The sequence below is a fragment of the Paenibacillus sp. BT-177 genome, from assembly GCF_025846815.2.
Lineage (GTDB): Bacteria > Bacillota > Bacilli > Paenibacillales > Paenibacillaceae > Paenibacillus > Paenibacillus polymyxa_C.
Genome location: NZ_JAOYTP010000004.1, coordinates 560386 through 569885, shown reverse-complemented (window position 1 = coordinate 569885; position 9500 = coordinate 560386). Strand labels below are relative to the sequence as shown.

Annotated in this window: 7 protein-coding genes; all 7 read left to right on the top strand. The window is 47.2% G+C overall.

Annotated features, from left to right (window positions below; genetic code table 11):
- Positions 1–216 precede the first annotated feature (216 nt).
- The 7 genes from pnpS to mutM all read left to right on the top strand — a co-directional run bounded on the left by pnpS (position 217) and on the right by mutM (position 9478).
- Positions 217–2019: a two-component system histidine kinase PnpS gene (gene pnpS / locus OIU26_RS16245; RefSeq protein WP_264217391.1), complete on the top strand. Its 1803-nt coding sequence runs from the start codon at positions 217–219 to the stop codon at positions 2017–2019.
- A 128-nt stretch (positions 2020–2147) separates the two neighbouring features.
- Complete coding sequence (locus OIU26_RS16240; RefSeq protein ID WP_013370356.1) at positions 2148–2879, top strand: response regulator transcription factor; 732 nt, start codon at positions 2148–2150, stop codon at positions 2877–2879.
- 157 nt (positions 2880–3036) lie between these two features.
- On the top strand, positions 3037–4161 hold the full coding sequence (locus tag OIU26_RS16235) for a methyl-accepting chemotaxis protein (protein ID WP_264217390.1): 1125 nt from the start codon (positions 3037–3039) through the stop codon (positions 4159–4161).
- A 127-nt stretch (positions 4162–4288) separates the two neighbouring features.
- Positions 4289–5047: a phosphate ABC transporter ATP-binding protein PstB gene (gene pstB / locus OIU26_RS16230; RefSeq protein WP_013370358.1), complete on the top strand. Its 759-nt coding sequence runs from the start codon at positions 4289–4291 to the stop codon at positions 5045–5047.
- Between the two features lie 39 nt (positions 5048–5086).
- Positions 5087–5746: a phosphate signaling complex protein PhoU gene (gene phoU / locus OIU26_RS16225; protein WP_016819636.1), complete on the top strand. Its 660-nt coding sequence runs from the start codon at positions 5087–5089 to the stop codon at positions 5744–5746.
- Positions 5747–5921: 175 nt separating this feature from the next.
- Entirely contained in the window at positions 5922–8576 is a 2655-nt protein-coding gene (gene polA, locus OIU26_RS16220; protein ID WP_264217389.1) for a DNA polymerase I, read from the top strand.
- Positions 8577–8647: 71 nt separating this feature from the next.
- The gene (gene mutM, locus OIU26_RS16215; RefSeq protein ID WP_040101712.1) at positions 8648–9478 is read left to right on the top strand and encodes a DNA-formamidopyrimidine glycosylase; all 831 of its coding nucleotides are present in this window, start codon (positions 8648–8650) and stop codon (positions 9476–9478) included.
- Positions 9479–9500 lie beyond the last annotated feature (22 nt).

The window sequence follows — 9500 nt, the reverse complement described above, 5'->3', positions numbered from 1 at the left end:
TGGATAACTGACTCTTGTTGCCAACGAAAAAACACCTCCAAGGTTGTCTCCATATCTTACGACATGGTTGCATTCTCTTGAAGGTGTTTTGATTTGTCTCACGTTAAGGGGTCAGTCCCGTCTTATGCTCCGGCCTTTTTTTCTTTTCACAGTGGAACATAATGCAGGTAGCCTGTAGAATGAGATTAACTTACATAAAAGGATGGGCAAATTTCTATGAAATCGTTTCGTTTCAGGCTTACCCTGATCATGCTGATTTTGATTGGCGTATCTGTCCTTGCTGCTGGGATCACTATGGGGCAAATTTTCAAAAATTCAAATATGAAGGTGCTAGAGGAGAACATGGGTCGCGAGATCGACCTGCTTCGCGCTACTTTCCCATTTGTTAATGCTGATGCCCTATCCAGCACAGATTACGTCTCCTATTATTCTCAGAAGGCGAAGGAAATTGCCCATCTGACCGATTCGCGAGTGACCTTCATTCGTAAGGATGGAACGGTGGTGGGTGATTCGTTAAGCGATCCACGCAAGATGGAAAACCATGCATCGCGTGAAGAAATACGGCAAGCTACGTCGGAGGGAATCGGTCGGACAATACGCTACAGTGAAACTTTGCAACGAAACATGCTATACGTCGCTGAGCCTGTTGTATCGGACAAGGGCTTTGACGGATATATCCGTTTGTCCATGAGTCTGAAAGCGGTGGAGGAGGGAGTGCAGCGCGGCTGGACGGCCATCGGGATTGGTCTTGTGTTGCTGTTTATTGCTGCTGGACTGATGAGCTATCGTATTGCTCGCAGCCTCACCTCGCCCATTGAACATATTACAGGGGTAGCCAACCGCATTTCAGGACTAGATTATGACGCTAGGGTCGGTGTACAGCGCCGGGATGAGGTAGGACAACTGGGTGAAGCCATTAATCGTATGGCCGACAGTCTCCAAAACCAAATGAAAACGATACGTGACAATGAGGATCTCCTCCAGAGTGTCATGAGTAATATGACAGGCGGGATTCTGATGATTGATGCTCGTGAATGTATAGCGCTTGTCAACCGTGAGTCTGAGCGAATGCTCGGTGTCGTGGGTAAGCGGGTGACAGACAAGCCGTATCATGAGCTGAAGAAGCACTATGAGCTCACAAAGCTTATTGAAGGTAGTATACAAAGCCGAGAAAGGCTGCATGGTGAGGTGCATTTGTACAATCCTGAGGAACGACTCGTTTTGCTGGATGGTGTCCCTATGTATGAGGATGAAGGGGGATACCGGGGGATGCTGTTCTTGTTGCAGGATATTACAGCTATTCGACGGTTGGAAAATATGCGAAGCGAATTTGTGGCAAACGTATCCCATGAGCTAAAAACACCGATTGCCGCAGTCAAGGGTTTTGCCGAGACATTGCTTGGTGGCGGGGTTAAGGATGAGGAAACGGCCCGTTCCTTTTTGCAAATTATATATGACGAAAGCGAACGACTGAATCGACTGATCGGTGATATTCTGGAGCTTTCCAAAATCGAGTCCAAGCGGTCCCCCCTGGATTGCTCTCCAATTCATATCTCGTCTTTTATAGAATCATTGCTGGAGAAACTGAATAATGTAGCTGCCAAAAAAAGAATTACGCTGCACATGGATATCCCGGATGAACTGTTTATGGAGGCAGATGAAGATAAGCTTCAGCAGATTTTCCTGAACCTTTTGTCTAATGGCATTAACTATACCCTTGATGGCGGCAAGGTAAAGATCAAGGTTATAACGTTACAACGGGACAATGACACGGAAAAGGTCGTATTTACAGTCAGTGATACGGGTATTGGGATACCGAAGAAGGACCTGCCACGTATCTTTGAGCGCTTTTACCGGGTGGACAAAGGACGCTCGCGCAACTCGGGCGGAACGGGACTGGGATTGTCCATCGTCAAGCACTTGGTCGATCTACATCATGGTACACTCTCAGTGGAAAGCGAGCTTGGTTTGGGTACCACGTTTACCGTTGAATTACCGTTATTGCAACAGGAAGAATGAACTATAACATTTTTTACATTGTGTTAACAATGCCGTGATAAAATAAACGGGTGTCGCATGAGTATGGAAAAGATTTCAGGATTTTGACCAATGCGCCTTTAACAGGTAAACAGGAGATGAAGTTATTAATGGGACAACGTTTGCTGGTTATTGAGGATGAACCAACGCTTGCCAGATTGCTATCCTACAATTTGATACAAGAAGGTTTCGAAGTGGACACGGAGGATCATGGCAGTGCTGGGTTTGAAAGAGCCTCCAGAGAATCCTACGATTTGATCCTGCTGGATTTGATGCTGCCGGGGATGAATGGACTGGATATTCTCAGCAGACTTCGCCATCAGGGGCTGACAACACCTATCATTATTCTAACCGCTAAAAACGGGGAGGCTGAGGTGGTCCAAGGACTGAAGTCGGGTGCTGATGACTACATCACAAAGCCTTTTGGCGTTTCTGAGCTACTGGCCCGCGTAACGGCTGTACTGCGAAGAACATCCGGAGGGGATGAAGGAGTGTTGTCTGAACAGAAGGATGGCTCCAAAATTCAACTGGGCGAGCTGGAGATCTACCCTGAGAAATATGAAGTCATTCTTGGAGGTCAGTCCATCAGCTTAAGACCGAAGGAATTTGAGGTGCTCCTCTATTTGTCCCGCAAGCCGGGTGTGGTCCTGACTCGGGATGATCTAATGAATGCCGTGTGGGGCTTTGACTACATCGGCGGTCAACGGACAGTGGATGTACACGTCAGTTCCTTACGTAAAAAGCTGGAGCTTGATCCCGACTCGGTTCATATTGATTCAATCCGTGGAGTGGGGTACAAGCTGGTTGTAAATAAAAAAAGAAGCGCTTCTCATTTGTTATAAATGAGGAGCGTTTTTCTCTTTCCAGGCAGTAGCAGCGAATTTTATGTCCATTTTGTGATTTTACATTTCGTTAACAAAACTAGCCGTTAAAATCAACAAATGATCGATATGATGTTCCCGTCACTTCAAGTAGTTAAAAAAAGGGGACTTCAGAACGATGATAACGGAACCAAAGACCCAGACGAGTTCCACTGCCGTGATTGAACGTGAAACGTTCAAGCCGATTACTACCTATGTGCCATGCCGGGAGGTTCCGATCATTGGCACGGATATGTCTTGCAAAGAGCTGTTAGCACTCATGAAAACACAGGGAGATATTCCCTGTGTCATCGTCGTGGATAAAAATGATCTTCCTTTGGGCATCATCATGAGAGATGCGTACAATCGTCATTTTACGGGCAGGTTTGCTGCGGCATTGTTCTATGACAAACCGGCTTCTATATTTGCCGATCCCAATACATTAATTGTGGATCTGAAAAGTCCAGCAGCGGAAATTGTAGAACAGGCGATGATGCGTGAAGATCAGCGTTTTTACGATTGTTTACTGATAAAGGAAGGGACAAGATTACTCGGTGTACTCACAATTCGTGATATCCTGTCTGTCGTTCAGCGAATGCAAAGAGAAGCAGACGAAGATCGGGGCGATGTGATTCGACATAGCTATGACGGAGTCCAGCGTATTCGGATAACTGTTCTGGATGCAGCGAAAGAGGCCGATGACAGTGTGCAGCTAACCCGCTCAATGAGTGAATTATCCCGCCGTGGCAAAGTGGAACTGGAGGATGTTCTGCTTTCTTATCATGCAGTGACGGAGCAAATGAAGCGCCAGCATGAGCAGATGACGGCGTTAACCCAATCGCTCAATGATATTGCGGGCATGGCTTCATCCATTCGTGCACTGGCAGATCACAGCGGATTGCTGGCGATCAATGCGTCCATTGAAGCGGCTCATGCTGGTCAACACGGGCGTGGTTTTCAGATTGTGTCTCAAGAGGTTCGAAATATGTCACTCCAGACCAAAGCTTTTTCTGTACAGATTACCGGCTTACTTACTCATATCGAGCAAATGCTGCGTGATACCGCTGAACTGACGGATACGAGTATGCAGCAGATTCATACAGGCTCTAAATTTATATCTGCCGGAACCCAAACGTTTGCCAAATTATTGCAGGCAGTCGATGAAATAGAGGCTAAAAACAGCGAAATGTCCCGTTCCGCAGAAGAAGCGGCCTTGAATGCAGCTGGAATAGCACAGGAGCTTGAGCTCATGCTGAGTTCTTGATCATTTTACATATCGTTAACAAATCCACCACACTGAATTTACACACAGCTTATATAATCTTCATATTGTGCAAATCAGGTGCAATGCTTGAGGACCATAACTGCAACACGAAGGAGATCATAAATCCATGAATGATTCCGTAATCCGGATTGATAAGCTGAACCTGTATTATGAAAAATTCCACGCGCTGAAACATATAAACCTGGATATTCCTGAAAAAACGGTAACAGCCTTCATCGGCCCATCCGGCTGCGGCAAATCAACATTGCTGCGTACTTTGAACCGGATGAATGACATGATACCGGGAACGCGTATTGAGGGCACCGTGAGCATCGCAGGTCAGGATATATACGGCGATACCATGGAAGTAGAAATGCTGCGCAAACAGGTGGGAATGGTTTTTCAACAGCCTAACCCGTTTCCCAAGTCCATTTATGATAACGTGGCCTACGGCCCGCGTTTGCATGGAATTCGGCAAAAGGACAAGTTAGATGAACTGGTGGAGCAAAGTCTGCGGCAGGCAGCACTTTGGGAAGAGGTTAAAAATTTTCTGAAGCGTTCTGCTCTGAGCTTGTCCGGTGGACAACAACAACGGCTATGCATTGCCCGGGCGCTTGCTGTACAGCCAGATATTTTACTCATGGACGAGGCTACATCTGCGCTGGACCCGATCTCGACGATGAAAATTGAAGAACTGGTTCAAGAATTAAGAGACACGTATACTATCGTCATGGTGACGCATAACATGCATCAGGCAGCGCGTGTGTCTGGTCGAACTGCGTTCTTTTTGAATGGGGTTGTAGTGGAGGCAGCGGATACTGAGACGATGTTTTCCACGCCACAGGATTCACGTACGGAAGATTATATTTCCGGGCGTTTTGGCTAAAGCCAAATTGATGATTATGCGAGAAGGGGTGACTTCGAAATGATACGTAGAAAAGGTTTTGATGAAGGATTAGAAGAACTGAGAGCCGTACTGCGCGAAATGGGTGCACACGTTTCGAAGGCGCTCGATCAGGCTATTGAATGTTTGCAGACCAAAAATACAGAAATGGCCCAGCAGGTAGTCAAAAATGATGCATCCCTCAATACAATGGAAGAAAATATTCTGGATATGGGCTCCAAGCTCATAATTACCCAGCAGCCGGTAGCGAAGGATTTACGCCGGATCATTGTTGCATTTAAAATTTCCAGTGATTTGGAACGTATGGGCGATTTGGCACTTGATATTGCTAAGGTCACACTTCGCTTGGAAGGGCAACAGGCGATGAAGCCGTTGGTAGATATCCCACACATGGCTTCCATTGTTAAAGAAATGATCGACAATGCGATCAAATCCTATTTGGATGAAAATACAGATCTGGCCTACAAAATGGCTAAAGAGGATGATCGGGTAGATTCCTTGTACAGCCACATGATCAGCGATCTATACGCTTTTATGGTAGAAAAGCCGGCAGAGGCTTCACAAGCCATGTTGCAATTGCTTGTAGGACGGTACATTGAACGTATTGGTGACCATGCCACGAATATCGGTGAAAGCACTGTATATCTCGTGACAGGGGAGAGACCAGATTTGAACCAGTAGAGCGATTGGTATATAGCGGTTGTTTCCAACCCAGACTTGTCTTTGAGCAAAAGGCAAATTTGGCTAGGAAACAGCCGTTTTTTTCTGAAAAAGAGTCTTCTATGTTAAGATAGGAAGAGGAATGCGTAAAACGTAAGAACGTTACGAATGCATTGATGAACTTGTGAGGTGCGAAATGGATAAACTCATGCTTATAGATGGTAACAGTATCATATACCGGGCGTTTTTTGCTATGCCGCCGTTGACGAATTCAAGCGGACAGCAGACGAACGCGGTGTATGGATTTACGACAATGTTATTGCGGCTTTTGGAGGAGCACAAACCAACACATATCTTGGTTGCCTTTGATGCTGGTAAAATTACGTTTCGCCATAAAGGGTACGAGGATTACAAAGGTGGACGGGAGAAAACGCCGCCGGAGCTGTCCCAGCAATTTCCGCTGCTGAAAGAGCTATTGACCGCCTTTGGCATTGCCCAATTTGAACTGGATGGCTATGAGGCAGACGATATTATAGGCACCCTGTCCAGAACAGCGGACGAAGCGGGTTTCAATGTGCTGGTTGTGACTGGCGACAAGGACATGCTTCAATTGGCTTCAGACCATGTCACGGTCGGCTTAACCCGCAAAGGGGTTACCGAGGTGGAAACGTACGGACCTGAGCAGATTCAGGAACGTTACGGCTTGAAGCCGCTTCAAATCATAGACCTTAAGGGTCTGATGGGCGATACGTCGGATAATATTCCTGGCATTCCGGGCGTGGGTGAGAAAACAGCGCTCAAGCTGCTGCATCAATATGGTTCAGTCGAAGAGGTGCTGGCGCACACGGATGAGCTGAAGGGCAAAATGAAAGAACGCGTGGAGACACATGCTGACGATGCACGAATGAGCAAGGAATTGGCGACTATTTATCGGGATGTAACGTTGGACAAACAGCTGGAAGATGTAGTTTTCAGCGGGCTGCAGGCTGAGACGGCTGGACCAGCTCTGGCGAAGCTGGAGTTCAAGTCCTTGCTGGAGCGTTTATCCTTATCGGGCGAGGTTGGCAGTGCTGGAGTTGGCGTAGAGGAAGCCGCGGCAGACGTGACTGTACTGAATGAAGAGCGTATCAGCGAATTGGTAGAAGTGCTGAATAATATAGATGTGCTGCATGTGGAGACGCATGGTGATAATCCGCATCATGCTGAAATTGTAGGCTTAATATTTGCCGCAACGGGGCGGCAGTTTTTTATGACACTGGAAGTTCTACAAAGTGATGCAGCTACCCCTATTCGCGAATGGCTTGCCGACCCTGAACGCAAAAAACGCGGTCATGATCTGCATCGTACGGACTTGGCTTTACACTGGCATGGAATTGAGTTTGCTGGAGCTGAGTTTGATGTGCAGCTGGCCGGATACTTGCTAGATCCGACAGACGCGAATCAGACATTGAGTGGACTGGCAGCTAAGTATGGCTTGTCATCGATTCGTCCAGACGACGAAGTGTTTGGTAAAGGAGCTAAATATAAAGTTCCTGACGTGGATGTACTATCCGATCATGTGGCGCGGAAGGCAGCGGTGATCGAAGCATTGGTGCCCGTTCAGCAGGCGGAACTGGAAAAAACGGAAATGCACAAGCTGTTCCATGAGCTTGAGATGCCGTTATCCCGCATTCTAGCGGATATGGAGAAGCAGGGGATTTTGGTGAATGTAGAGGAACTGCGCGCTTTGGGTAAAGAATTTGAAGCCCAGATTGCAACGTTGGTAGGTGAGATCTACAGCATTGCAGGGGTAGAGTTCAATCTGAATTCGCCCAAGCAGTTGGGTGAGATTTTGTTTGATAAACTGGGTCTGCCTGTTATTAAAAAGACAAAAACAGGGTACTCGACTGATGCAGAGGTGCTTGAAAAGCTTGCGCCATATCATGATATTGTGCAAAACATTTTGCAATATCGCACCATTGCCAAACTTCAATCGACGTATGTCGAAGGATTGCTTAAAGAAATTTCGGAGAAGACAGGTAAAGTGCATACGTATTTCCGGCAGACGGTTGCAGCAACTGGACGCTTGAGCAGTCAATTTCCGAATTTGCAAAACATTCCGATCCGTCTCGAAGAAGGACGCAAAATCCGCAAAGTATTTGTTCCATCGGAGCCGGGCTGGTCGATTTTGGCGGCAGACTATTCACAAATCGAGCTGCGGGTGCTGGCTGATATTTCGGATGATGAGCGTTTGAAAGAGGCTTTTGTCCACGATATGGACATCCATACCAAGACCGCATCCGATGTGTTCGGTGTACCAGCAGAAGCTGTAGATTCCGATATGCGCCGTTCCGCAAAGGCGGTCAACTTTGGGATCGTTTACGGGATTAGCGACTATGGTCTGTCGCAAAATTTGAATATTACCCGGAAGGAAGCGGCTCGCTTTATCGACCAGTATTTTGACGTGTTCCAAGGTGTTCGCCGTTACATGGATGATATTGTGAAGGATGCGAAGAGGGATGGATACGTAAAAACGCTGCTGGAACGCAGACGATATTTGCCTGAGATTAACGCCAGCAATTTCAACCAGCGTTCGTTCGCTGAGCGTACAGCGATGAATACGCCGATTCAAGGTACCGCAGCCGATATTATCAAGCTGGCGATGGTGCAGATGGACGCAGCGCTTCGTGAACGCAATCTTCGCAGCCGCATGCTACTACAAGTACATGATGAGCTTGTATTCGAGGTTCCGCCTGAGGAAATGGAGACGATGAAAGAGCTTGTCCCGGCTACCATGGAAGCTGCATTAAAATTGGCTGTACCGCTTAAAGCGGAAGTCAGCTATGGCAGCAATTGGTATGAGGCCAAGTAAGATATTTCAATGAGCAGATAGTCCCAATTTGACGTTGCTTCCGTTATAATATAGGGTGAGGTGAAGACATCATGCCGGAATTACCGGAAGTAGAAACCATTAAACGAACACTAAACGAGCTTATCGTTGATAAACATATAGATCATGTAACCGTAAATTTGCCGCGTATTATCCAACGTCCCGATGATATCCACGCATTTGCGATGGAATTGGCCGGCCACCGGATTACAGGAGTGGAGAGACGCGGTAAGTTTCTTCGGATTTTGCTGGACGGGCTGGTGCTTGTCTCCCATCTTCGAATGGAAGGACGCTATGGATTGTATTCACAAGATGATCCTGTGGAAAAGCATACCCATGTCATCTTTCATTTTAAAGATGGTACGGAGCTGCGTTATCAGGATGTGCGCCAGTTCGGCACGATGCACTTATTTCCGGCAGGACAGGATTTGCTGGAAAAGCCGCTAAACAAACTCGGTTTGGAACCGATGGACGAGGCTTTTACACCTGAAATGCTGCGTGCCGCTGTTGGAACTCGTTCGACTTCGATCAAGGCAGCGCTGTTAAACCAGTCATATGTAGTAGGCATCGGGAATATTTATGTAGATGAATCGTTATTTAAGGCAGGGATTCATCCGGCACAGCCAGCCAAAAGCTTAACGGATAGTCAATTTCGCATACTGCATGAAGCTATTGTCTCCACGCTGGGCGCGTCGATTCAGGTTGGTGGCTCGTCCATCAAATCATTCGTCAACGGACAGGGCAAAACGGGCGATTTCCAGCATCAGTTGCAAATTTATGGACGTAACGCGAAGCCTTGCATGAACTGTGGTACATTGATCGAAAAATCCGTCGTAGCCGGACGTGGCACACATCATTGCCCGGTCTGCCAGCCTTTGCGCTAAACAGGCACAGTCACCCCAAGCC

Coding starts and splice junctions, on each gene's coding strand:
- OIU26_RS16240 (WP_013370356.1), top strand. CDS start 2,148: ATGGGACAACGTTTGCTGGTTATTGAGGATGAACCAACGCTTGCCAGA.
- phoU (WP_016819636.1), top strand. CDS start 5,087: ATGATACGTAGAAAAGGTTTTGATGAAGGATTAGAAGAACTGAGAGCC.
- OIU26_RS16235 (WP_264217390.1), top strand. CDS start 3,037: ATGATAACGGAACCAAAGACCCAGACGAGTTCCACTGCCGTGATTGAA.
- pnpS (WP_264217391.1), top strand. CDS start 217: ATGAAATCGTTTCGTTTCAGGCTTACCCTGATCATGCTGATTTTGATT.
- mutM (WP_040101712.1), top strand. CDS start 8,648: ATGCCGGAATTACCGGAAGTAGAAACCATTAAACGAACACTAAACGAG.
- pstB (WP_013370358.1), top strand. CDS start 4,289: ATGAATGATTCCGTAATCCGGATTGATAAGCTGAACCTGTATTATGAA.
- polA (WP_264217389.1), top strand. CDS start 5,922: ATGGATAAACTCATGCTTATAGATGGTAACAGTATCATATACCGGGCG.